The sequence below is a fragment of the Variovorax sp. UC74_104 genome (genome assembly GCF_044055375.1).
Lineage (GTDB): Bacteria > Pseudomonadota > Gammaproteobacteria > Burkholderiales > Burkholderiaceae_C > Variovorax.
Genome location: NZ_CP171978.1, coordinates 3,426,811 through 3,448,857 on the forward strand (window position 1 = coordinate 3,426,811; position 22,047 = coordinate 3,448,857).

22 protein-coding genes and 1 pseudogene are annotated in these 22,047 nt (G+C 68.7%); 12 read left to right on the forward strand and 11 right to left on the reverse strand.

Annotated elements, in window-relative coordinates:
* The first annotated feature begins 87 nt into the window (after positions 1 to 87).
* On the forward strand, positions 88 to 1,011 hold the full coding sequence (locus ACHMXA_RS15980; RefSeq protein ID WP_395315761.1) for a YihY/virulence factor BrkB family protein: 924 nt from the start codon (positions 88 to 90) through the stop codon (positions 1,009 to 1,011).
* A gap of 18 nt (positions 1,012 to 1,029) precedes the next feature.
* Here ACHMXA_RS15980 and ACHMXA_RS15985 read toward each other — a convergent pair whose 3' ends face one another.
* Complete coding sequence (locus ACHMXA_RS15985) at positions 1,030 to 1,602, reverse strand: DUF924 family protein (RefSeq protein WP_176668906.1); 573 nt, start codon at positions 1,600 to 1,602, stop codon at positions 1,030 to 1,032.
* Between the two features lie 116 nt (positions 1,603 to 1,718).
* Between ACHMXA_RS15985 and ACHMXA_RS15990 the strand changes: the two genes are divergently transcribed.
* The 4 genes from ACHMXA_RS15990 to ACHMXA_RS16005 all read left to right on the forward strand — a co-directional run bounded on the left by ACHMXA_RS15990 (position 1,719) and on the right by ACHMXA_RS16005 (position 5,133).
* Complete coding sequence (locus ACHMXA_RS15990; RefSeq protein ID WP_176668905.1) at positions 1,719 to 2,168, forward strand: CHRD domain-containing protein; 450 nt, start codon at positions 1,719 to 1,721, stop codon at positions 2,166 to 2,168.
* 142 nt (positions 2,169 to 2,310) lie between these two features.
* Entirely contained in the window at positions 2,311 to 3,441 is a 1,131-nt protein-coding gene (locus tag ACHMXA_RS15995; protein ID WP_176668921.1) for a patatin-like phospholipase family protein, read from the forward strand.
* A 101-nt stretch (positions 3,442 to 3,542) separates the two neighbouring features.
* The gene (locus tag ACHMXA_RS16000) at positions 3,543 to 4,292 is read left to right on the forward strand and encodes an acetoacetate decarboxylase (protein ID WP_176668904.1); all 750 of its coding nucleotides are present in this window, start codon (positions 3,543 to 3,545) and stop codon (positions 4,290 to 4,292) included.
* A gap of 58 nt (positions 4,293 to 4,350) precedes the next feature.
* Positions 4,351 to 5,133, forward strand: coding sequence for a 3-hydroxybutyrate dehydrogenase (locus ACHMXA_RS16005; protein WP_019653083.1), 783 nt, complete (start codon positions 4,351 to 4,353; stop codon positions 5,131 to 5,133).
* A 124-nt stretch (positions 5,134 to 5,257) separates the two neighbouring features.
* On the opposite strand, the gene ACHMXA_RS16010 is transcribed toward ACHMXA_RS16005, so the two are convergent.
* On the reverse strand, positions 5,258 to 6,208 hold the full coding sequence (locus tag ACHMXA_RS16010; protein ID WP_395315762.1) for a GNAT family N-acetyltransferase: 951 nt from the start codon (positions 6,206 to 6,208) through the stop codon (positions 5,258 to 5,260).
* A 157-nt stretch (positions 6,209 to 6,365) separates the two neighbouring features.
* Here ACHMXA_RS16010 and ACHMXA_RS16015 point away from each other — a divergent pair, with 157 nt between their 5' ends.
* A complete protein-coding gene (locus ACHMXA_RS16015) occupies positions 6,366 to 8,774 on the forward strand; it encodes a YgiQ family radical SAM protein (RefSeq protein WP_395315763.1) in 2,409 nt (802 codons plus the stop codon).
* 16 nt (positions 8,775 to 8,790) lie between these two features.
* Here ACHMXA_RS16015 and ACHMXA_RS16020 read toward each other — a convergent pair whose 3' ends face one another.
* Together ACHMXA_RS16020 and ACHMXA_RS16025 are read right to left on the reverse strand one after the other, a co-directional pair.
* On the reverse strand, positions 8,791 to 9,435 hold the full coding sequence (locus ACHMXA_RS16020; protein ID WP_395315764.1) for a DUF1294 domain-containing protein: 645 nt from the start codon (positions 9,433 to 9,435) through the stop codon (positions 8,791 to 8,793).
* 17 nt (positions 9,436 to 9,452) lie between these two features.
* The gene (locus ACHMXA_RS16025) at positions 9,453 to 9,833 is read right to left on the reverse strand and encodes a tautomerase family protein (RefSeq protein ID WP_395315765.1); all 381 of its coding nucleotides are present in this window, start codon (positions 9,831 to 9,833) and stop codon (positions 9,453 to 9,455) included.
* Between the two features lie 234 nt (positions 9,834 to 10,067).
* Here ACHMXA_RS16025 and ACHMXA_RS16030 point away from each other — a divergent pair, with 234 nt between their 5' ends.
* A complete protein-coding gene (locus ACHMXA_RS16030) occupies positions 10,068 to 10,985 on the forward strand; it encodes a DMT family transporter (protein ID WP_395315766.1) in 918 nt (305 codons plus the stop codon).
* A gap of 37 nt (positions 10,986 to 11,022) precedes the next feature.
* Entirely contained in the window at positions 11,023 to 11,937 is a 915-nt protein-coding gene (locus tag ACHMXA_RS16035; protein ID WP_395315767.1) for a hypothetical protein, read from the forward strand.
* A 3-nt stretch (positions 11,938 to 11,940) separates the two neighbouring features.
* Here ACHMXA_RS16035 and ACHMXA_RS16040 read toward each other — a convergent pair whose 3' ends face one another.
* Positions 11,941 to 12,816 (reverse strand): CoA transferase, encoded by an 876-nt coding sequence (locus ACHMXA_RS16040; RefSeq protein WP_395315768.1) that lies wholly within the window; start codon positions 12,814 to 12,816, stop codon positions 11,941 to 11,943.
* Between the two features lie 141 nt (positions 12,817 to 12,957).
* Between ACHMXA_RS16040 and ACHMXA_RS16045 the strand changes: the two genes are divergently transcribed.
* A complete protein-coding gene (locus ACHMXA_RS16045; protein ID WP_176668895.1) occupies positions 12,958 to 13,860 on the forward strand; it encodes an SDR family oxidoreductase in 903 nt (300 codons plus the stop codon).
* Between the two features lie 17 nt (positions 13,861 to 13,877).
* On the opposite strand, the gene ACHMXA_RS16050 is transcribed toward ACHMXA_RS16045, so the two are convergent.
* Entirely contained in the window at positions 13,878 to 14,336 is a 459-nt protein-coding gene (locus ACHMXA_RS16050) for an Lrp/AsnC family transcriptional regulator (RefSeq protein ID WP_176668894.1), read from the reverse strand.
* A 126-nt stretch (positions 14,337 to 14,462) separates the two neighbouring features.
* Between ACHMXA_RS16050 and ACHMXA_RS16055 the strand changes: the two genes are divergently transcribed.
* Positions 14,463 to 15,071, forward strand: a complete 609-nt coding sequence (locus ACHMXA_RS16055; protein ID WP_395315769.1) for a glutathione S-transferase — start codon at positions 14,463 to 14,465, stop codon at positions 15,069 to 15,071.
* Positions 15,072 to 15,081: 10 nt separating this feature from the next.
* Here ACHMXA_RS16055 and ACHMXA_RS16060 read toward each other — a convergent pair whose 3' ends face one another.
* Together ACHMXA_RS16060 and ACHMXA_RS16065 are read right to left on the reverse strand one after the other, a co-directional pair.
* Positions 15,082 to 15,480, reverse strand: a complete 399-nt coding sequence (locus tag ACHMXA_RS16060) for a DUF488 domain-containing protein (protein ID WP_395315770.1) — start codon at positions 15,478 to 15,480, stop codon at positions 15,082 to 15,084.
* A 36-nt stretch (positions 15,481 to 15,516) separates the two neighbouring features.
* Positions 15,517 to 17,391 carry a PhoX family protein gene (locus tag ACHMXA_RS16065; protein WP_395315771.1) on the reverse strand — a complete coding sequence of 625 codons (1,875 nt, stop codon included), beginning with the start codon at positions 17,389 to 17,391 and terminating at the stop codon, positions 15,517 to 15,519.
* Positions 17,392 to 17,480: 89 nt separating this feature from the next.
* On the opposite strand from ACHMXA_RS16065, the pseudogene ACHMXA_RS16070 reads away from it, so the two are divergent.
* Together ACHMXA_RS16070 and ACHMXA_RS16075 are read left to right on the forward strand one after the other, a co-directional pair.
* Positions 17,481 to 18,310 (forward strand): annotated as a pseudogene (locus ACHMXA_RS16070) (crotonase/enoyl-CoA hydratase family protein).
* Between the two features lie 393 nt (positions 18,311 to 18,703).
* The gene (locus ACHMXA_RS16075; RefSeq protein ID WP_019653070.1) at positions 18,704 to 19,018 is read left to right on the forward strand and encodes a hypothetical protein; all 315 of its coding nucleotides are present in this window, start codon (positions 18,704 to 18,706) and stop codon (positions 19,016 to 19,018) included.
* Positions 19,019 to 19,071: 53 nt separating this feature from the next.
* Here ACHMXA_RS16075 and ACHMXA_RS16080 read toward each other — a convergent pair whose 3' ends face one another.
* The 3 genes from ACHMXA_RS16080 to ACHMXA_RS16090 form a co-directional block, all read right to left on the reverse strand.
* Positions 19,072 to 20,325, reverse strand: coding sequence for an acyl-CoA dehydrogenase family protein (locus tag ACHMXA_RS16080; protein WP_395315772.1), 1,254 nt, complete (start codon positions 20,323 to 20,325; stop codon positions 19,072 to 19,074).
* A 121-nt stretch (positions 20,326 to 20,446) separates the two neighbouring features.
* Positions 20,447 to 21,604, reverse strand: a complete 1,158-nt coding sequence (locus ACHMXA_RS16085; RefSeq protein ID WP_395315773.1) for a DSD1 family PLP-dependent enzyme — start codon at positions 21,602 to 21,604, stop codon at positions 20,447 to 20,449.
* A gap of 132 nt (positions 21,605 to 21,736) precedes the next feature.
* Positions 21,737 to 22,045, reverse strand: coding sequence for a hypothetical protein (locus ACHMXA_RS16090; protein WP_176668887.1), 309 nt, complete (start codon positions 22,043 to 22,045; stop codon positions 21,737 to 21,739).
* Between the last annotated feature and the right edge of the window lie 2 nt (positions 22,046 to 22,047).

Here is a 22,047-nt window from a genome sequence, read left to right on the forward strand (position 1 = left end):
ATCGTAGGCAGGCATTCGACATGCAGGGCGCCGCCGCGACACGGCGGTGCCCTGCCGCTTCAAGGGTTCCAAGGAGGACATTCCAGCATGGTCACGCAACTGCGCGCGCTCTTCGATCTCTGCCGCCGGGCCTTCAACTCGTGGTCCAACGACTACGCCCCGAGCATGGGCGCCGCGCTGGCCTACTACACGGTGTTCTCGATCGCGCCGCTGCTGCTGATCGTGATCGCGGTGGCGGGCCTGGTGTTCGGCCAGGAGGCCGCGCGTGGCGAGATCTTCGCGCAGCTCTCGGGCCTGATGGGCGAGCAGGGCGCGGCCGCGGTGCAGGGCATGCTCAAGGCCGTGAACAAGCCGACCGAGGGCATCGTGGCCACCGTGGTCGGCATCGGGCTGCTGGTGGTGGGCGCCACCACCGTGTTCGGCGAGCTGCAGGACGCGCTCGACCGCATCTGGCGCGCGCCGGCCCGTACCAACACCAAGGGGTTGTTCAACATGCTGCGCGTGCGGCTGCTGTCGTTCAGCATGATCATGGGCATCGGCTTCCTGCTGATGGTGTCGCTGGTGGCGAGCGCGGCGCTCGCGGCGGTGGGCAAGTGGTGGTCGCCGGTGTTCGGTGCCTGGGAGACGACGGCGCAGGTCGTCAACTTCGTCTTCAGCTTCGCGATGGTGACGGTGATCTTCGCGATGATCTACAAGATCATGCCGCGCGTGAAGGTGCAGTGGCGCGACGTGTGGGTGGGTGCGGCGGTGACGGCGCTGCTGTTCACCGTGGGCAAGCACCTGATCGGCCTGTACATCGGCAAGAGCAGCGTGGCCTCGGGCTATGGTGCGGCGGGCTCGCTGGTGGTGGTGCTGGTGTGGGTGTACTACTCGGCGCAGATCTTCCTGCTGGGCGCGGAGTTCACCTGGGTCTACGCGCGCACCTACGGCTCGATGAAGGACACCAAGGGCATCGCCGAGCTGAACCCGTCGCCCACGCGCGAGGCGCCGCTGCCGCACAACGACGACTGAGCGGCGCCGCCTCGCGCTTCAGCCCGCGAAGCCGCCTTCGTCCAGGAACTTCTGTTCCTCCGCCGTGCTGGTGCGCCCCAGCATCCTGTTGCGGTGCGGAAAGCGGCCGAAGCGCGCGACGATGTCGCGGTGCAGCACGGCATAGCGCTGGGTGTTGTCGTCGAGCGCGGCGTTGAGCTCCACCGAGCGCTCCTGCTCGGCCAGCACCTCGGAGTGCATGAAGGGCAGGTAGAAGAAACGTTGCAGCGTGGGCTCGCACTGCCGGTCGAAGCCCGCCTCGATGGCCTGCTTTGCCACGGCCAGTGCCTTTCCGTCGGTGGCCAGCATGTGCGGATTGCCGCGCCAGGCGTTGCGCGGGAACTGGTCGAGCAGCACCAGCAGCGCCAATGCGCCCTGGCCGTCGGCGGCCCAGCGGTCGAGTTCGCCGCGGGCGGCGGCCTGGTGGGCATCCGAGAAGCGGGAGATGAAGGCGTCGTCGAAGGCGTCGTTCTTGGCGAACCAGCGCTCGGGGCCGGCCTCGCGCCAGAAATCGACCACTTCGCGGGCCGTGGGGAGCGTGTTGGAGAGGGCTGTGGAGGCGGGGGAGGTCATCGACACATTCTCTTTCAGGTTGTGCGCTCGGGCCCAAGTCGGGGCGATGGCCGACAGGACGGAGCCCGTGCAGTTGCCTATGCTTTGGTCGCCTTCACAACCAGGAGATAAAGCTCATGACCCAATATGGCGCTCTTTTGCGTGCGGCCCTCGTCGCCGGCGTTGCCGGTGCCGCGCTGGCCGGCTGCGGAATGATGTCGAAGTCGAACGTTGCGAGCTTCAGCGGCGCAATGAATGCGGCGAGCGAAGTCCCGCCGAACATGACGCGCGGCAGCGGCATGGCCGAGGCCTGGCTCGACCGCGACACCAATGTGCTCAAGTACAAGATCACCTACACGGGGCTGAGCGGCCCGGCGACCATGGCGCACTTCCACGGCCCGGCGGCCGCGGGCGCCAATGCGGGTGTGGTGCTGCCCTTCGCCAATCCGGCGAGCCCGATCGAGGGGCAGGCCACGCTCACGCCGGCGCAGGCCGCGGACCTGTCGGCGGGCAAGTGGTACGCCAACATCCACACGGCCGCCAACCCCGGCGGCGAGATCCGGGGGCAGATGCTGCCGAAGATGTGAAGCCGTTCCAGGGGCAACAGCCCCTGGTCAGCTTGGCGTCGCGGGGCTGGTGTCAAATGAACGCATGACGACGACACCACCGAAGAAGAAAACCCGTGCCGCCTCCAAGCCCCTCGACCCGTTCGCCTCGCGCCGCGAGGACATGCGCACCGCCCGCAAGGCGCTGGTGCTGCAGGGCGGGGGCGCGCTCGGCGCCTACCAGGCCGGCGTGTACGCCGCGCTCAGCGAGACCGAACTGCAGCCGCACTGGATCGCCGGCGTCTCCATCGGCGCCATCAACGCCGCGCTGATCGCGGGCAATGCGCAGGAAAAGCGGGTCGATCGGCTTCGCGAGTTCTGGCACCTGGTGTCTTCCGGGCCTTCGCAGCGCTTGCCCTCGTGGCTCGGAGACCGGGCCACGCAGAACCAGTACAGCGCCACCATGGCCTCGCTGGTGGGCATTCCGGGCTTCTTCGAGCCGCGCTATTCGCCGGCCTTCCTGATGGGCGGCGCGGCGCCGCTGCTGAGCTACTACGACACCTCGCCGCTGAAGTCGACGCTGGAGCGGCTCGTCGACTTCGACCGCATCAACGCCTGCGAGGCCCGCTTCAGCGTGGGCGCGGTGAATGTGCGCACCGGCAACTCGGTGTACTTCGACAACACGCGCCAGCGCATCGGGCCCGAGCACATCATGGCCAGCGGCGCGCTGCCGCCGGGCTTCGCGCCGGTGAGCATCGACGGCGACGACTACTGGGACGGCGGCATCGTCTCGAACACGCCGCTGCAGTACGTGCTCGACACGCATCCGCGCAACGAGCCGCTGGTGGTGCTGCAGGTCGACCTGTTCAACGCGCGCGGCGAGATGCCGCGCAACATGGCCGGCGTGATGGAGCGGCAGAAGGACATCACCTACTCGAGCCGCACGCGCATGAACACCGACGCGCTGGCCGCCAACATGAACCTGCAGCAGGCCATTGCGGACCTGATCTCCAAGCTGCCGGCCCACCTGCGCAACGACCCTAGCGTGCACGCGGTGCAGTCGCAGCTCACGCACGAGCCCATCGACATCTTCCACCTGATCTACCGCGACAAGCCCTACGAGCTGGAATCGAAGGACTACGAGTTCTCGCGCGCCGCGGTCGAAGAGCATTGGGAGGCCGGCGCGCGCGACATGCGCGTGACGCTGGCCCATCCCGAGACGCTGCGCGCCGATGCCACCGTGAACGGCGTGACCACCTTCGACCTCGGCGAGCACGGCTCGGGGCGCGTCAAGCGGCCCGGGCTTTCTCGATGAGCTGCCTGGGCGACGGTCGATTCAGCCCCGGCTAAGAAACCAGCGCGAGACTGGGCCGTCACTTCACCGCTTCAGCTTCACCAGGAGGAAATGTCTGCATCATGAACATTGAAGACGTGCGACGAACGGCATTCGCGATGCCGCTGACCAGCCCCGCCTTTCCGCCAGGCCCTTACCGCTTCATCAGGCGCGAATTCCTGATCATCACGTACCGCACCGACATCGAGGCCCTGCGCGCGGTGGTACCGGAGCCGCTCGAGGTGGTCGAGCCGCTGGTGAAGTACGAGTTCATCCGCATGCCCGATTCCACCGGCTTCGGCGACTACACCGAGTCGGGCCAGGTCGTTCCGGTGCAGCTGCGCACCGACAAGGGCGTGGAGAAGGGCTCCTACGTGCATGCGATGTACCTGAACGACCATCCGCCCATCGCCGGCGGGCGCGAGCTCTGGGGCTTTCCGAAGAAGCTCGCCTCGCCGGTGCTCGACTACGAGACCGACGTGGTGGTCGGTACGCTCGACTATGGCAAGGTGCGCATCGCCAAGGCTACGATGGGCTTCAAGCACCGCACGCTCGACCCTGCGCCCATCCTGGCGGGCATCGCGCAGCCGAATTTCCTGCTGAAGATCATTCCGCACGTCGACGGCACGGCCCGCATCTGCGAGCTGGTGCGCTATCACATGGTCGACGTGACGCTGCACGGCGCATGGGGCGGGCCGGGCTCGCTCGAACTGCATCCACATGCGCTCGCGCCGGTTGCCGACCTGCCGGTGCGCAAGGTGGAGTCGGCGGTGCACTATATCGCCGACATGACGCTCGCGCTCGGCACCGTCGAGCACGACTATCTCGCCTGATTCTTGCTGGCGGCCTCAGGTCGTCGGCTTTCCAACCCCAACCGTCAAGGAAATCACCATGCAACTCAAGGACAAGGTCGCCTACATCACCGGCTCGGCCAGCGGCATCGGCAAGGAAATCGCCATCCTGTTCGCGCAGGAAGGCGCCAAGATCATCATTGCCGACCTGAACAAGGAAGCGGCCGACGCCACCGCGGCCGAACTCAAGGCCACGGGCGCGCAGGCCATCGGCGTGGGCGTGGACGTGACGAACGAAGACCAGGTCAACGCCTCGGTGGAAGAGGGCGCGGCGGCCTTCGGCGGCATCGACATCCTGATCAGCAACGCGGGCATCCAGATCGTGCATCCGGTGGAGGAATTCAGCTTCGCCGACTGGAAGAAGATGCTCGCCATCCACCTCGACGGCGCCTTCCTCACCACCAAGGCCTGCCTGAAGCACATGTACGCGCAGGGCCGCGGCGGCAGCGTGATCTACATGGGCTCGGTGCACTCCAAGGAGGCCTCGCTGCTGAAGGCGCCCTACGTGACGGCCAAGCATGGCCTCATCGGCCTGGCCAAGACGGTCGCGAAGGAAGGTGCCAAGCACGGCGTGCGCGCCAACGTGATCTGCCCGGGCTTCGTGCGCACGCCGCTCGTGGAGAAGCAGATTCCCGAACAGGCGAAGACGCTGGGCATCACCGAGCAGGAAGTCATCAAGAACGTGATGCTGAAGGAGACGGTCGACGGCGAGTTCACGACCACGGAGGACGTGGCGCGTGTGGCGCTGCTGTTCGCGGGGTTCCCGACGAATGCGCTGACCGGGCAGTCGCTGGTGGTGAGCCACGGTTGGTTCATGCAGTGAGCCTTCTCCCTCCCCCTCTGGGGGAGGGCCGGGGTGGGGGCACGCGGCGTATCCATCGAAAGCTCTGCCTGCCCCCATCCCAACCTTCCCCCAGAGGGGGAAGGGGCCAGTCAGGCAGGGCCTGCTACAGCTTCAATTCCCAGGTCTCGCCCACCAGCGGCGTGCCGTATCCCTCGTGCGGCTCCGAAGCCGTGAGCTCGAAGCCGCGGCTGGCGTAGATGCCGCGGGCGGCCGTCAGGCAGCTGTTGGTCCACAGCACCATCTTGCGGTAGCCCTTCAGGCGTGCGAAGGCGATGCATTCGTCCACCAGCTTGCCGCCCAGCCCCAGCCCGCGCGCGCCGGGCGTGAGGATCAACAGGCGCAACTGCGCCACCGTGGCCGACTTGCGCACCACGAAGATCGAGCCGACCCGTTCGCCGTTGAGCTCGGCGATCCAGCAGCGCTCCCATTCGGGCTGGAACTTGAGCAGGAACTCGCCTGCGATGTTCGCGACGAGCGCCTCGAAGGTGCTGTTCCAGCCGTACTCTCGCGCGTAGATCTCGCCGTGCTGCTGCACCACCCAGCCGATGTCGCCGGGGCCGGGCTCGCGCAGGATGGCGGCTTGAGGCCGCTCCGGCGGCGCCTGGGGATCGAGCAGCGACTGCACCGTGCCCATGGCGTGCACCAGCTGCTGGCGCTGGGCGGGCGCCAGCGAGGCGAGCAGGGCGGCCGCCTCTTCGCGCGACTTCTGCTGCAGCGGCGCGAAAGCGGCATGGCCCGCCTCGGTCAGGCGCAGCACGCTCTGGCGTGCGTCGCGCGGATGGGGCTCGCGCACCAGCCAGCCTTCGTTCTCGAAGCGGCGCAGGATGCGGCTGAGGTAGCCGGCGTCGAACCCGAGGTCGCGCCCGATCTCGCTCGCAACGGGTACCTCGCGGTGCGCCAGCTCGTAGAGAACGCGCACGTCGGTCAGCGACATCGCGCTGCCCAGGTAGGGATCGAGGGCGCCGATGCGGCGGGTGTAGAAGCGGTTGAATTGGCGGATCGCCTTGACGGCGGCGGTATCGATGGGAAGCGAAGTCGTGGACATGGTTGCCATTGTCATTAAGTTGTTTGACTTTGGCAATCAAATTGGCCCGGCATGAGTCCTTCGGGAAAGTCCGGTCACACCTCGGTCGGGGCGACAGGCATGGTGGAAAACCCTAAAATCGAGGGTTGCCCACAACGGCGCTCCGCGGCGCTGTCAACTCCCACCGATGAACGCTCCCGTCGACGTCTCCTTTTTCGCGCGTGCCGCCAAGCCGCTGACCAGCTACCGCAAGTACTGGGCGGCCCGTTTCGGCACGGCGAAATTCCTGCCGACCTCGCGCAAGGAGATGGAAGCGCTCGGCTGGGACAGCTGCGACATCATCGTCGTCACGGGCGACGCCTACGTCGACCATCCCAGCTTCGGCATGTCGGTCATCGGCCGCATGCTGGAGGCGCAGGGCTTTCGCGTGGGCATCATCGCGCAGCCCGACTGGCAGAGCGCCGAGCCCTTCATGGCGCTGGGCAAGCCGAACCTGTTCTTCGGCGTCACCGCCGGCAACATGGATTCGATGATCAACCGCTACACGGCCGACCGGAAGATCCGCAGCGACGATGCCTACACCCCCGGCGACGTCGGCGGCGCTCGCCCCGACCGCGCGGCCATCGTGTATTCGCAGCGCTGCAAGGAAGCCTGGAACGACGTGCCGATCATCCTCGGCGGCATCGAAGGCTCGCTGCGCCGCATCGCCCACTACGACTACTGGTCGGACAAGGTGCGCCGCTCCGTCGTGGTCGACTCCAAGTGCGACCTGCTGCTGTACGGCAACGCCGAGCGCGCCATCGTCGAGATCGCGCACCGTCTGGCGGCCAAGGAGCCGGTGCAGCAGATCACCGACGTGCGCGGCACCGCCTTCGTTCGCCGCGAGACGCCCGAAGGCTGGTTCGAGATCGACTCCACCAGCGTCGACGAGCCCGGCCGCGTCGAGGCGCACGTCAACCCGTACCTCATGGTGTCCGACCAGGCCAAGGCCAACGGCGCCACCTGCGCCAAGGAAGACGAGGCAGAGGCCGTCGCGAAGGCGGCCGAGGCTGCCGGCTCGGCTGCCGGTTCCGTGGTCAACCCCGCCATCAAGCCGCTGAACTTCGTGCCCAACCCCGCGCTGCAGGGCAAGGGCAAGACCAAGGTGCCGCCGCGCGAGCGCTCGGTGATCCGCCTGCCGTCGTACGAGCAGGTGCGCAGCGACCCGGTGCTCTACGCGCACGCCAACCGCGTGCTGCACCTGGAAACCAACCCCGGCAACGCCCGCGCCCTGGTGCAGGCGCACGGCGAGGGCACCACGGCGCGCGACGTGTGGATCAACCCGCCGCCCATTCCCCTCACCACGGCCGAGATGGACCACGTCTTCGACCTGCCGTACGCGCGCAGCCCGCATCCGCGCTACGCCGACGAGAACGGCAGCCACGACGGCGCGACCAAAATCCCCGCGTGGGAAATGATCCGCTTCAGCGTGAACATCATGCGCGGCTGCTTCGGCGGCTGCACCTTCTGCTCCATCACCGAGCACGAGGGCCGCATCATCCAGAGCCGCTCCGAAGACTCGATCATCAAGGAGGTCGAGGCCATCCGCGATTCGGTGAAAGGCTTCACCGGCACCATCTCCGACCTCGGCGGCCCCACGGCCAACATGTACCGCATCGGCTGCAAGTCGCCCGAGATCGAGGCCGCCTGCCGCAAGCCCAGCTGCGTGTACCCGGGCATCTGCCAGAACCTCAGCACCAGCCACGACCCGCTCATCAAGATCTACCGCCGGGCGCGCGCGCTCAAGGGCATCAAGAAGATCCTGATCGGCTCCGGCCTGCGCTACGACCTGGCCGTGCAGTCGCCCGAGTACGTGAAGGAACTGGTGCAGCACCACGTCGGCGGCTATCTCAAGATCGCGCCCGAGCACACCGAGCAGGGCCCGCTCACCAAGATGATGAAGCCCGGCATCGGCAGCTACGACAAGTTCAAGCAGATGTTCGAGAAGTACTCGGCCGAGGCTGGCAAGAAGCAGTACCTCATTCCGTACTTCATCGCCGCGCATCCGGGCACCAGCGACGAGGACATGATGAACCTCGCGATCTGGCTCAAGAAGAACGGCTTCCGCGCCGACCAGGTGCAGACTTTCTACCCGAGCCCGATGGCCACCGCCACCGCGATGTACCACTCCAACCGCAACCCGCTGCGCAAGATCACGCGCGAGAGCGAGACGGTGGACATCGTGCGCGGCGACAAGCGCCGCCGCCTGCACAAGGCTTTCCTGCGCTACCACGACGCCAACAACTGGCCGCTGCTGCGCGAGGCCCTCAAGAGCATGGGCCGCGCCGACCTGATCGGCAACGGCAAGCACCACCTCATTCCGACGTGGCAGCCGCTGACCGACGGCGGCTACACCAGCGCGCGGCGCAAGAACTCGACGGTGGCTCCGGCCACTGCCAAGGCCGCGCCGGTCAAGCTGGCACCGGTGAAGCCCTCCAAGGGCCGCATCCTCACGCAGCACACCGGCCTGCCGCCGCGCGACAACGGTTCGGGCACGGGTTCCGCTGGGCGCAAACCCGCGGGCCCGGTGCGCGGCAGCATCCGCAAGCCGCGCTGAGCGGCTTCGGACTCCGTCAAAGGGCCGGCACGAACCTGCCCACCCAGGCGCCGACAGCCGCCACGTGCGCCAGCACCGTGGCCCAGTAGACGGCCATGAAGCTCTTCTTGCTCACCTTGTGGCGGAACAGCCGCTGCGCGATCCACGCGCCCGGCCAGCCGCCGGCCAGCGAGAGCAGGTGCAGGGTGCTTTCCGCAGTGCGCCACCGGCCTGCCTGGGCCGCGCTCTTGTCGACGCCATAGATGAAGAGCGCCGACAGGCTCAGCAGCAGCAACACGCCAAGGGCGATCGGCGGGATCCGGCCGGTCCATACGCCGTAGCCAAGCAGCGCCGCGTAGCCGACGAGCAGCAGCGCCATCGGCAGTGATGACGAAGGTGAAGAAGAAGCTGAAGAAGAAGGGGCAGGGCGGCGCTGCTGCTGCTTCACGCGCCCTTGCGGACGCTGCTGCGGAGCGCCCGCCGCTCGAACCGCCACTGCGCGCGGCCCCTTGCCGCCCACGTGGATCTCATCGAAGTCCAGCCGCATGCCGACCTGCGGCGTGGTACCGCGGTCTGCGAAGTCGCGCAGATGCACGAACACATCGGCGGAGATTTCGGGACAGCGGATGAAGCCGAAGCCCCGGTCCTTCTCCCATCGAACGAGCGTGCCCTGGCGTTTCATCGGCGGGATTCTCGCCGCTATGCGTACTGCATCTCGCCGTTGCCGAAGGACCAGTTCTCCTTTGCCACCTCGACGAGGTTGATGAACACGTCCTCGCGCCGGATGCCCAGCCGGCCGTGCAGGTCGTCGGCCACGCGCCTGTAGAAAGCCTTCTTCATGTCGGTGGTGCGCCCCTGGTTCAGCGTGATCTGGATCAGCACGAAGCCCGGCGAATACGCCACGCCGAGGTAGCTCGCCGGATGCACCAGCTCGTGCGGGGCGTGCCGCGTGATGACCTGGAACTTGTCGTGCTCCGGCACGTTGATGGTGTCGCGCATGGCCTGGTAGACCAGGTCGCCGATGGCTGGACCCAGGGTTTCGGCGGCGTCGCTGGAAAGATCGATTCGCACGAGTGGCATGTGCTGTTCCTCGAAAAAGTCTTGGGCGCATAAGATACGCGACATGGCCCGCCATCTTCTTTCTCCCCCGTCCGCCGTCCGCTGCTGAAGCGCGCCTCGCGCTCAGACCCAAGCGATTGCCGCCAGCCATGCCCCTCGGGCCGGCCGGCGGCTCGGATGGTCACGCCCGCTGCCTGAACCCCGGTCCTGAAGCGATCGGCCATGGCGGGCGTCATGGAGAAAGAACTTTCATCAATGAACGCAAGAACGTCTGCCGCCCTGGCCTGGGGCGGCGTGCTGCTGGCGGGCGCCCTGTGGGGCGGTGGTGCGCTGGTGGCGCAATTCCTGATCGATGGCGGCATCGCGCCGCAAAGCCTGTCGCTGGCGCGGTTCGCCCTGGGGCTGCCGCTGCTGTGGTGGCTGCACTGGAGGGCGCCCGCGATGCCAGGGGCCGGATGGGCCGATCTCGGTGGCCGCGAGCGGTTGCAGATGCTGGCCACGGGCGCTGCGATGGCGCTCAACGTGAGCTGCTGGTTCGCCGGCATCGTGCACCTGGGGGCGGCGCTGCCGACTGTCATCTCGATCTGCTGTGCGCCGGTGATCGTCGCGCTGGTGTCGGTGCTGCGCGGCTACGAGCGTCTCGGCCCGAGGCTTGTCACGGGCCTGCTGCTCGCGCTGGCGGGCGTGCTTCTGCTGGTGATGCCCGCGGGAGGATGGGGCCCGCTGGCGCCGGGGCATGCGGCCGGCGTGGCCTGGTCGCTGGGCTCTGCCTTCTGCTACGCGATGGTGGTACTGGGCAACGCGCGCATGCCTGCGCGGGTGCCGGCGGTCACGGCCTCGGCCTGGGGGATGACGGTGGCGGCGCTGTGCATGCTGGCCGTCGCGCTGCCCTCGGGCATCACCTGGCCGTCCGGCGGCGCGCAGTGGCTGGGCGTGGGCTACACGGGCGTGGTGACGACCTCGGTGGCTTACCTGGCCTTTGCCTGGGGCGCGCGGCGGCTGTCGCCCACGGCGGCGGTGGTCGGCACGCTGATCGAGCCGCTGGTGGCTGCGTTGCTGGCCGCGGCGCTGTTCTCGCAGGCGCTGACCCCGCGCCAGTGGGCCGGGGCCCTGCTGCTGGCCGGCGCGATGCTGCTGTTGGTGCGGCGCAGCAAGCCCGCGCTGTCCGACTGAAGGCGAGGGCGGGGCGGTCCGTTGTATGGTGTGGCCCATGAGCAGTTCGCCCCACCCGCCGGCTCCATGGACACGCACTCTGGCTGTGGCGGCGCTGCTGCTGTTCGTAGCCTGCCCGATGCGGTCTTCGTTCGCGGCCCCGACGGAGAACTCCTCCGCCGAGGCGTTGCGGGCCACCCACCAGCGCCTGAGCGACAAGCTGAACCGCAGCAGCTTCGGCCGGCCCGTGCAGCTCGATTCCATGGAGACGGCCGACGGCCTCCAGGGCGACGTCCATGCCGTGGTCGAGCATCCGCTCGCTGAAATCGGCGCCGCGCTCAAGGGCTCCGCCCACTGGTGCGAGGTGCTGACCCTGCACGTCAACAACCGGCGCTGCAGCGTCGCCAGCGGCCCGCAGGGGCGCGAGATGCTCACGCTCTACGTGGTGCGCCGCTACGACAAGCCGATCGATCAGGCCTTCGAACTGCCTTTCGTCTACCGGGTCAGCAGCAGCTCGCCCGATCACCTGCTGGTGGAGCTTTCCGCCGAAAGCGGCCCGCTGGGCACCAGCAACTACCGCGTGACGCTCGAGGCCGTGGCGCTCGACGAGCGCAAGAGCTTCCTGCACTTCAGCTACAGCTACGACCACAACACCATGGTGCGCCTGGGCACCATGGCCTATCTGGCGACCTTCGGCAGCGACAAGGTGGGCTTCACCGTGGTCGGCAAGACGCCCGAGGGCCAGCCCGACTACATCCGCGGCCTGCGGGGGCTGGTGGAGCGCAACGCGATGCGCTACTTCCTGACGCTCGACGCCTACCTCTCGGCGCCGGGGCCGGACCAGGCCGAGCGCCGCCAGCGGCGCTGGTTCGCGGCCGCCGAGCAGTACCCGCGTCAGCTGCACGAGATCGATCTGGACACCTACCTCGCGCTCAAGCGAGAAGACCGGCAGCGCGACGGTCCCGCTCGCTGAGTCCTAGTCAGCCAGCGTGAGCAGCGGCACGTCGCGCTCGCGGCTCATCGCATCGAGTTCGGCGCGCGTGCGCGTCAGCAGCCAGGCCGCCAGCGCCTCGCGCGTGGCCGGCGCCAGCATGTCGTGCGAGGCGATCTGCGCGGCTTCGCACAGCCGCTTCGCGAAATGCGGCTCCAGCGCCGCCACCGCCACGCGGCCGTCGGCGCAGGTGTATACGCGATAGCCCGCATGCGCGCCGCCGACCGCGCCCGAAGGCTGCGTCAGGCCCCAGGTGCGGGGCAGGGCGAGCCAGTCGGCCGACGCGTTCAGCGCCACTTCCAGGTACACGCCGCCAGCCTTTCGCGAGCGCAGCAGCATGGCCTTGAGCACCGCCTCGCTCGCGAGCAGGGCGCCGCCCATGTCGGCGTAGAGGGTGGGCGGCAGCTCGGTGCCGGTGACGAGGCCGCTTTCGGCAAGGTAGGTCAGGTCGTGGCCCGGCTCCTCGGCCCGCTCTCCCGGCGCGCCGACGATGGCCACCTGCGACAGCGAAGGGTGGCGCGCCTGCAGCGTGGCCCAGTCGAGCTTCAGCTTGGCGAGCGCCGAGGGGCGGAACGAGGTGAGCAGCACGTCGGTGGAGGCAAGCTCGGCGTGCAGTTGCTGCTGGCCGGCCTCGGTCTTGAGGTCGAGGGTGCGGATCTCGATGCCGTCGTGCAGTGCGGTGTACGCGGGGCGGTTGTAGAGGCCCATCGGATCGCCGCCGGGCGGCTCCAGCTTCAGGCAGGTGGCGCCCATCCGGCGGCAGCGCAGCAGTGCGGCGGGGCCGGGCAGGTTCAGCGCGAGGCTGAGGACGCGAACGCCCTCCAGCGGTGCGAAGGCTTGATCGTCGGCGGGGCTCGGCATCGGTCGTCGTCTCCGGAAGAATCGTTTCGTGCATTCTCGCCCGAGGGGCGGAGCCACCTCACGCAAGCCGCAAGGGCGCTGCGCGCGTAGCATGTGCCGGTGGCGGCGCGTGCCGCCTCCCATCGACCAAGGAGACGAATCATGTTCGAGACTTCCCTCATGAGCGGCCAGCGCATCCTGGTGACCGGCGGGGGCACCGGCCTCGGCCGTGCGATGGCCGAGCGCTTCCTGAGCCTCGGCGCCGACGTGGCCATCTGCGGCCGGCGCCAGTCGGTCTGCGAGGAGACGGCGGCCGAATGGCGCAAGCAGTTTCCGCAGCGGCGCATCGACACCTTCGGCGTGGACATCCGCATCGCGCAGCAGGTCGACGAGATGGTCGAGAGCCTGTTCCAGAGCGGCGGCCTCACGGGGCTGGTGAACAACGCGGCGGGCAACTTCGTCTCGCCCACCGAGGCCCTCTCGCCGCGCGCCTTCGACGCCATCGCCAACATCGTGTTCCACGGCAGCTTCTACGTGACGCAGGCTGTGGGCAAGCGCTGGGTGGCGCAGGCGAAGTCGGGCGAGTGGAAGCAGGGCGACGCCTTCCGCAGCGTGATGAGCATCATCGTCACCTGGGTCGACAACGGCAGCCCCTACGTCGTGCCCTCGGCCATGAGCAAGGCCGGCATCGAGGTCATGACCAAGTCGCTGGCGGTCGAATGGGCGCGCCACGGCATTCGCCTGAACGCCGTCGGCCCCGGCGAGATTCCGACGGAAGGCATGAGCAAGCGCCTGAACCCCGGCGAGGAGCCCGGCGCACGCAGCAAGCAGAACAACCCGATGGCGCGCACCGGCCGCATGAGCGAGCTGCAGAACCTGGCTTCCTTCCTGATGGCGCCGGGCCAGTGCGACTGGCTCACCGGCCAGAGCATCATGATGGACGGCGGCAACGCGCTGGCCACCGGCGGCAACTTCTACGAGCTGCGCCAGTGGAGCGACGCCGACTGGCTGGCCGCGCGCGAACGCATCGAGGCGCAGAACCAGAAGGACAAGGCGCAGCGCTGAGGGCTGCCGTCCATTTCCTATTTCTTCGGCGGCCTGGCCGCGTGCACGGTGACCCGCTTGTTCACCGGGCTCGACAGCACCAGCGACGTGGTCACCGAGCCATCGACCGCCAGCGCGTCCACCACGCGCTCCAGGTCGGCCGGCTCGGCGATCGCGCAGCGCACGAAGAAGCAGTCTTCGCCGGTCACGCGGTCGGCGCTCAGCACCTCGGGCATCGATTCGAACAGCTTCAGGTACCTGGCGATGCCCGCATGCGTGGTGTCGATGCGGATGATGGCCTGCAGCCCCACGCCCAGCGCGCGCAGGTTGACGCGCGCGCCGTAGCCCTCGATCACGCCCGCCTCCTCGAGCTTGCGCACCCTCTCGCTCATGGCCGGCTGCGACAGGCCGATGCGCTTGCCGATGGCGGCCAGGCTCTGGCGCGCGTCGGTCTGGAGCGCTTCGAGGATCAGGCGGTCTTTCTTGTCGATGTTCATGGGCGGAAGAGGGCAGGCGAACGGCCGCCGATGGTTGATCGGTTTGCGGCCGCTATTTTCGATGGCTTGCCATTCGGCGCGGCCGCTGCGCCGGATATCGTGGGCCGTCTTCCAGGAGGAACTTCCATGCAACTCGTCGGCATGCTCGACTCGCCCTATGTGCGGCGCACCGCCATCTCGCTGCGCCTGCTCGGCGTTCCCTTCGAACACCGCTCGATCTCGGTCTTCAGCACCTTCGAGCAGTTCCGCGCGATCAACCCGGTGGTCAAGGCGCCCACGCTGGTCTGCGACGACGGCTCGGTGCTGATGGATTCGACGCTCATCATCGACTACGCCCAGGCGCTCAGTGGGCGCAGCCTGCTGCCTTCAGACCCGGCGCGGCGGCTGCGCGAGCTGCGCCTCACGGGGCTCGCGCTCGCGGCCTGCGAGAAGACGGTGCAGATCGTGTACGAGCGCAAGCTGCGCCCGGCCGAGAAGCTGCACCAGCCGTGGATGGACCGCGTGCAGGGCCAGCTCGCCGCTGCGTATTCGGCGCTCGAAGGCGAGCTCGCTGCCCAGCCGCTGTCGGCCAGTGAAGAGACGATGACGCAAGCCGGCATTTCGACAGCCGTGGCCTGGGCGTTCACGCAGTTGATGACGCCCGACGCGATCTCGCCGAACGACTTCCCGGCGCTGGCCGCGTATTCAACGCAGGCCGAGCGCCTGCCGGTGTTCGTCGGCGCGCCGATGGTCTGAGCGGAGTCAATCAGTCGACGATCTTCGCGCCGCGCTCCGCCAGCAGGCTGCGCAGCACGGAGCGGTGGCAGCGCGATTCCTCCTCGCAGTAGCAGCCCACCGAGAGCGACGCGCCGTGCGACAGCGCGGCCAGCAGGTCGAGGCTGCGGCTCGCATCGGGCTCGGCCATCTCGGCCTTGAACTTGCGCACGAAGGCGTTCCACTGCGCGGGCGACTCCGCCTTCTGTGCTTCCTGTGCCTGCTTCATCGCCTCGACGGAGGGGGCGAGGTTGGGGTACCACACGTCGTACCAGTCCTGCGAGGCGAACTCGGTCTTCGGAACGCCGCGCGGCGGACGGCGCACGGTACCGACGCGAAGGCCTTCGCCGGGGGCGCGCGGTGTGCCGAGGCGGACGATGCGGATGCTCATGCTGGTGTCCTTTTTCTCGCCTGTTTGATTGTTGTCTCAGGTGCCGACGATACCGCCGTCGCGCCGCCGTATCGCCAGCGCCGCCGAGCGCGGCCGGGCGCTGCCCGGCGTCGTGCCGTCGGGCCAGGCGCTGTTGTGCTTTGTGTCGCCGTCGTCGCGCGCCTCGCCTGGGTGCTGGATGTTGACGAACAGCGTGCGCCGGTCGGGCGTGACCACGCAGCCGGTGATCTCGCAGCCATTGGGCCCGGTGAGGAAGCGCTTGATGCGGCCCGAGGCCGGGTCGGCGCACAGCATCTGGTTGTTGCCCAGCGAGGTGTAGGGCGGCTTGCCGATGACCTGGCCGCTCAGGTCGGTCTGGATCCAGAGCAGGCCGCCGCGGTCGAAGTGCAGTCCGTCGGGTGCGCCGAACGCATCGGCGCCGGCCGAGGGATAGCGCGCGCCGCTGCCGGGCTGCGCGGGGTCGCCCGCGAGCGCGAAGTGGTCCCACGAGAAGCCGGTGGAAGCGGCATCGCCCGCGTCCTCGCGCCAGCGCAGGATGCCGCCGAAGAGGTTGTTGGCGCGCGGGTTGGCCGCATCGGGAGCGGGCTTGCCGGCGTCGCCGCGCTGGCTGTTGTTGGTGAGCGTGACGTAGACCTCGCCGCTTTGCGGATGGATGGCGATCCATTCGGGGCGGTCCATCTTCGTGGCGCCGACATGATCGCCGGCCAGCCGCGCGTGGATCAGCACCTCCGCCTGGTCGGCGAAGCCGTTCGCCGCGTCCAGGCCGTTGCGTCCGTGCGTGAGTTCGAGCCACTGGCCGCGGCCGCTGGCGTCGTAGCGCGCCGCGTAGAGCGTGCCTTCGTCGAGCAGGTGCCGGTTGGCGGCGCGCGCGGCGGCGTCGGTGCCGGGGCGCACCTTGTCGCGGCTGATGAACTTGTAGATGTATTCGAAGCGCGAGTCGTCGCCCATGTAGACCACCAGGCGGCCGTCCTTTGCGACGGTGCAGGTGGCGCTCTCCTGGCGCTTGCGGCCCAGCGCGGTGCGCTTGACCGGCGTGGCCGTGGGGTCGAAGGGGTCGATCTCGACCACCCAGCCGAAGCGGTGCGGCTCGTTCGGGTGGCGGCTGAGGTCGAAGCGCTCGTCGAAGCGCCAGTAATCGACCCACTGCGAGCCGGCCACCGTGCCGTAGCGGCGCTGGGCCGGCGTGGCGTTGCGGGCCGCTTCCTTCGGGCCGCCGAAATAGCCGTGGAAGTTCTCCTCGCAGGTGAGGTAGGTGCCCCACGGCGTGACGCCCATCGCGCAGTTGGCGAAGGTGCCGAAGACCGCGTCGCCCGCCGGATTGGCCGCGGTGCGCATCAGCGGCGTGCCGGCGGCGGGGCCGGAGATGCGCATCGGCGTGTTGCCGTGCACGCGGCGCGCGAAGGGCGAGGGCAGCACCTGCTGCCAGCCCTGGCCGCTGCGCCGGATCTCGATCACCGAGACGCCCATGGCGTGCAGCGACTTGCGGACCTTGTCGGCGGTCCAGTCCTTCACGCCGTCGGTGTGGAGCAATTGCTCGTCGGTGTACTCGTGGTTCATCACGAGCAGGCCACGTTCGCCTGTGGCATCGAGCGCGAAGAAATGCATGCCGTCGTGGTGCATGCCGGCCTGCACGGCCTGGTCGTCGGCGCTGTTGCTCGCGTCGGGTGCGAAGGGCGGCATGCGGCCCGCGACGCCGGTGGGCGTGCCCCAGGGGTAGAGCAACTGCCATTCGTATTCGGGCGGCACCACGATGCCGTCGCGCAGGGAGGCCGGCACGCCGGTGAAGCCCAGCGCCTCGCCGGTGCCGGCGGATGGGGGCGCTGGCGTCGAGGCGCAGCCCTGTCCGAACAGTGCGACCACGGCGGCGGCGGAACCCGATTGAATGAGAAAGTGGCGGCGGTCCAGGGGCATGGCTTTGGTGTTGTGTAGGCGACAGCCGCCATCATCGCCTGAGCCCGGGCCCGGCGATACTGGCGCGGCAACCGCCCAGGAGACATCGAATGACCGACCGCATCGAACGGACCCGCCACGCCGACGGCGTCGTGGAACTGCAACTCGCCCGCGCCGACAAGATGAACGCGCTCGACCCGGCGATGTTCGATGCGCTCATCGAGGCCGGCGAGGCCCTGCGCGGCGACAAGGCGGTGCGCGCGGTGGTGATCTCGGCCGCGGCAAGGCCTTCTGCGCGGGGCTCGACATGGCTTCGTTCGAGCGCATGCAGCAGCAGGGCGCGGGAGCCGACGTGCTGGGCGAGGGCGCCGCCGGGGCCGACCTGGTGGTGCGCACCCACGGCATCGCGAACGCCGCGCAGCAGGTCGCGATGGTCTGGCGCGAGGTGCCGGTGCCCGTCATCGCCGCGGTGCATGGCGTGGCCTTCGGGGGCGGCCTGCAGGTGGCGCTGGGGGCGGACATCCGCATCGTCGCGCCCGACACCAAGCTGTCGGTGATGGAGATCAAGTGGGGCCTGGTGCCCGACATGGCCGGCATGGTGCTGATGCGCGAACTCGCGCGCAGCGACGTCGTGCGCGAGCTCACCTTCACAGGTCGCATCTTCTCGGGCGAAGAGGCGCTGCGCCTGGGCTTCGCCACTCGCGTCAGCGCGGACCCGCTGGGCGAGGCGCTGCAGATGGCGCACGAGATCGCCGGCAAGAGCCCCGACGCGATCCGCGCCGGCAAGCGGCTGCTGAACGCATCGCTGTCGCAGAGCGCGGCCGAACTGCTGCTGGCCGAATCGGTGGAGCAGAAGGCGCTGATCGGCAGCCCCAACCAGACCGAGGCCGTGAAGGCCAACATCGAACGGCGCGCGCCGCGCTTCAGCGCGCCGGCCTGATTTCTCCAGGCCCCTCCGGCAGCCGGCCCGAAGGGCCGATTAGGACCAATCCGCGCCGCCGAGCGAACAGGGCGGCCGGGTAACTCCCGTGTCCGCGGGCACCGTTCTCGCGCACCCTCGCATCCCCCGTCTCACCGCAGGCGTGTTTACACCTGCGTCTTTCGTTCGGCTGGCCCTTCAATCCGCGCCGCAACAGCCGAAAAGATTAGAAATTCCCTTTGGTGTATCTTTATGTAAGAATAAAGTGGTTGTTTTGACGCGAGAATCGATGAGGATGGAGGCAATTTGTGTGCAGAAGGTCACGTCTCCTCCTCTGACAACTCCTGCGGAGGATGGCTCCAGACAGCGCACTCATTAACAATTTAAGGCTTTGCCTAGCGACGGCGATCCTGCATGTCGACGACCACGTTTTTCTGTAACCTCAGCGTGCCCATCCTGGTGGGCGAGGATCGCTACAAGTACGTCCCCATAGTGGGAGTCTTCCGCAGCATTCCATTCGATCAAGTCGATGAATGGGTGATGCACCCCGACGGCCGGCCGCGCAGCGACCGCGAACTGGCGGCCGAAGTCCTTGTCGAGATCCGCAAGCCACTCGGTTCGAGTGGACGCACCGCGCCGCACGCCTTCGACGTGGCGGACATCCTGCAGCTCGACCGGGCCGCGGCGATCGTCGTGTCCACCTTCCTGGCGGCGCTTCCGCGCGTCTGACGGCGCCGCGCCGCGTCGATCGCCTGCGCCGCAACTGCCGCCGTCTCAGCCCTTCAAGCGCTTCCCACCGCCCAGTAGAAAGTGGGCCTCGCCCCGTTGAGCAGATATTCGCCCACCACGCGCCCCTTGTAGATGGTCGGGTTGTGCGAGGCGAGCGTGCGCGCATTACGCCAGTGCCGGTCGAGCCGGCGGTCTTCCTGCAGCGCCGAGGCGCCGCCGATGTCGAAAAGCCGCGTGCCCGCCTGCAGCACCGCGTCGACGATGCCGGCCTGCGCCTTGGCGGTGTTCAGCTCCACTTCGAACAGCAGGCTCTCGGGCGCGGCTTCGCCGCGCTGGAGGAAGCGGTCGACCTCGCCCAGGCCGCGCGCCACCGCCTGCACGGTCGAGGCCGCGATGAAGGCCGCACTCGCGAGCTGGCCGACGACCTGCTGCACCAGCGGGTCTTCGCGCGGCGTATCGCCGCTGCCGTGGCTGTAGATGCGCTTGCGCGGCTGCACGAAGGCCACCGCGTCGCGCACGATGGCGCGCGCGATGCCCGCGAGCGTGGCCAGGTGTATGAGCTGGAAATGTGCGGTCAGCGGCGTGGGCTGGTCGCGCACGTAGAGCAGCACGTTCTCCGGCTTCACGCGCACGTTGCGAAAGCGCGTGGTGCCCGATGCGCTCAGCCGCTGGCCGAAGCCGCGCCAGTCGTCCACGCGCTCCACGCCCTGCGCCTCGGCCGGCACGAGCGCGATCACGCGGTCGCTGCTGCCGTCGTCGTTCAGGCGCTGGGCCGAGACCGAGATCCAGTCGGCGTAGAGCGTGCCGGTGCTGTAGAACTTGTCGCCGTCGAGCCGCCAGGCGTCGCCGTCGCGCCGCAGCGTGGTCTTCAGCTCCCCGAGCGGGCCTTCGCCGAGCTCGGTGGTGGCGTTGCCGAAGATCACCCCCTCGGCCGCCAGGCGCATCCACGGGCCATGCAGGGCGGGGTCGATCTCGGCGAAGAGCCGTTCGATGAATCCGAAGTGCGCGCGCAGGATCTGCGGCAGGTTGGAGTCGGCCTCGCCGAGTTCGATGAGCAGGTCGTAGAGCTGCTCCACCGATGCGCCCAGCCCGCCGTGCTCGAGCGGCACGCGCAGGGCGCCGAAGCGCTCGGCGTTGAGCCAGGCCACGGGTTCGTAGGCGAGCTCGCGATCGTTCTCGCGCTGCGCCGCACCTTCTGCGATGCGCTGAAAGATAGGGCGGAAGCGGGCGGCAAGCTGCTGCGAGGAGGGAGCTTGCACGCCGGGCGCCGGCGATGCGGGCCGCGTCGTTGCTTGGATGGATTCCATGGAGGCGGGGCAGCCCCGGAAGGGCGCCCGGAAAGAAGAAAGGGACAGGCTGCCGACTTTCCCCCGCCGTGCGGCGCTTGTGAAATACGCTTTTCGCGTTTTCTTATGACGGCCCCTTCTGCTATCGCCTGCCGCGCGCGTCCACCGGCCAGATGGCGACCAGCGTGCCGCCCTCGACCACGTGATAGGCGTCGTGCAGGTTGACTGTCGGGTCGCAGTGCGGAGTGATGAACTCCACCCGGGTACCCAGCGTCGGCTTCGGTGCCTGCGAGCCCGGAGGCGGCATCAGCTTGCCGTGCTCGTCGCCGAAGAAGGCGTAGCGGCTCGCGGCGTCCGCGCCCTTGGCCACCAGCGGCACGCCGCTGTCGGTGGAGAAGCACTTGGTGCCGCCGTCCACGGTCACCCAGTCGGCCGCGTTCGTGCTGACCACCGCCGTCTGTACGAAGAGCGAGGTCTCGAAGGGCGAGGGCTGGTCGCCGTTTGCCAGCACGCGCGAGTACTCGGCGTCCATGAACACGTACGAGCCCGCCTGCAGTTCGGTGAAGGCGTTCTCCTGCGAATCGAGGTCGTGCGTGCCTGTGCCCGCGCCCGTCACGATGTCGAAGTTCAGGCCCTGCCGCCTTGCGGCCGCCACGATGCCCGCCACGGTCTCGCGCAGCCCGGCTGCCGCCGCGCTGCGCTCCTCGCGTGCCACGATGTGCTGCAGGTTGCCCGCATACGACTGCAGCCCGCGCAGCCGAAGGCGCGGCTCCGCAGCCACCAGCGCGGCCAGCTCGAGCACCTTCGCCTGCGTGGCGCAGCCGGTGCGGTTGTAGCCGGCGCCGTAGTCCACCAGCACGTCGAGCGGGTGCGTGAGCTCGCTCGCGGCGCGTGCCAGGTCGGCCAGGTTCTGCGGGTTGTCGACCACCACCATCACGTCGCCCGGGCGCGCCCGCTGCGCCAGCTTGATGAGTCTTGCGATCTTGCTCGGCGTGACCGCGGGCGAGGTGATGAGCACGCCCGGAATTCCGCCCTGGACCATCACCTCCGCCTCGCCCATCGTCACGCAGCTCACGCCGATGGCGCCCGCCGCCACCTGGCGCCGCGCGATCTCGACCGACTTGTGCGTCTTCACGTGCGGCCGCAGGTTCACGCCGCGTGCCTTGGCGAAGGCGGCCATGCGTTCGATGTTGCGCGTCATCGCGGGCAGGTCGATCAGCAGTGCGGGGGTGTCGAGCAGATGGCGGCCACCGGGAACGCCGATCAGCGGCGCGTTGACTTGCTGCAGGTCTTGGGGCATCGGGGAAAAGCCTTTGTCTCGGTCTTCGTGTTGAGGGCGCCCCGCGCGCGGCATTTCGGCGCGCAGGATTTCGGGGCGAGATGATCGCACCGAATCGCTCTCGGGCTCCCTGGGAGATGCCAGTCCGGGTGGCTAGGCGGGGTGAGAAGGCTCGTGGCGGCTGGGCCGGCGCAGCGCCAGCCACCAGAGCAGCGCGGCATTGGCCGACCAGCTCGCAGCCAGCATCAGCAGCGCCGTGTCGGCCACGCCGGGCGAGAGGCCGAGGGTCAGCAGGCTCAGCGACCACGGCAGCCCACCCGCGATGGCCACGAGCAGGCTCACGTCGCTGTCGGGCGCGACCGCGCTAGCCAGGATGCAGACGACGCCCGTCACCGTGTAGGCGAGGGCGGCGACGCGCCATCCGAAGCGCGAGGGCGGAGGACGTGAGTTTGCAATCGGCATGC